The sequence below is a fragment of the Mesorhizobium sp. M0998 genome, from assembly GCF_040318885.1.
Taxonomy (GTDB): domain Bacteria; phylum Pseudomonadota; class Alphaproteobacteria; order Rhizobiales; family Rhizobiaceae; genus Mesorhizobium.
Map to the genome: position 1 here is coordinate 1 of NZ_JAMYND010000134.1, position 593 is coordinate 593.

Genomic DNA, 593 nt, shown 5'->3' on the forward strand with positions numbered 1-593 from the left:
TGTTTGGACCGGAGACATCGCGAACAGGTGTGCGAGGACATCGCGAACAGTTTGGCGCGCTTTGCGCCGGGAGGTTCGGGATGCCATTCGAGGACACGAGCGCGATGAAACAGAAGCTGGAATTTGTCAGGTTGGCGAGCGCGCCGGGAGCGAATGTGAGCGCGTTGTGCCGGCGCTTTGGGATCGGTCGGACCGTGGCTCACAAGTTGATCGCGCGCTATCGGACGGAGGGCGAGGCCGGGCTTTTGGAGCGTTCGCGCCAACCGCTCTCGAGTCCCAGGCGCAGCGCCTGGGAGGTCGAAGCAGCGGCGCTTTCGGTGCGGGCGGCACATCCGGCCTGGGGCGGGCGCAAGATCGCCCGGGTCCTGGCGCGCCAGGGGATTGGCTGTCCGTCGCCCTCGACGGTGACCGGCATCTTGCGTCGCAACGGCGTCGAGCTCGGGGCGCTGGGCGGCGGGGCAAAGCCCTTCATCCGCTTCGAGCACGAAGCGCCCAACGATCTGTGGCAGATGGACTTCAAGGGTCATGTGCCGTTGCGCGCCGGGCGCCTGCATCCGCTGACCGTGCTCGACGACCATTCGCGGTTCTCGATC

At 66.9% G+C, this 593-nt stretch carries 1 protein-coding gene; it reads left to right on the top strand.

All coding sequences use genetic code 11. The features are described from left to right. Nucleotides 1–104: 104 nt before the first annotated feature. Nucleotides 105–593 (top strand): helix-turn-helix domain-containing protein (locus NKH59_RS33435; protein ID WP_352776018.1); only part of this gene is annotated, 489 nt, incomplete at its 3' end.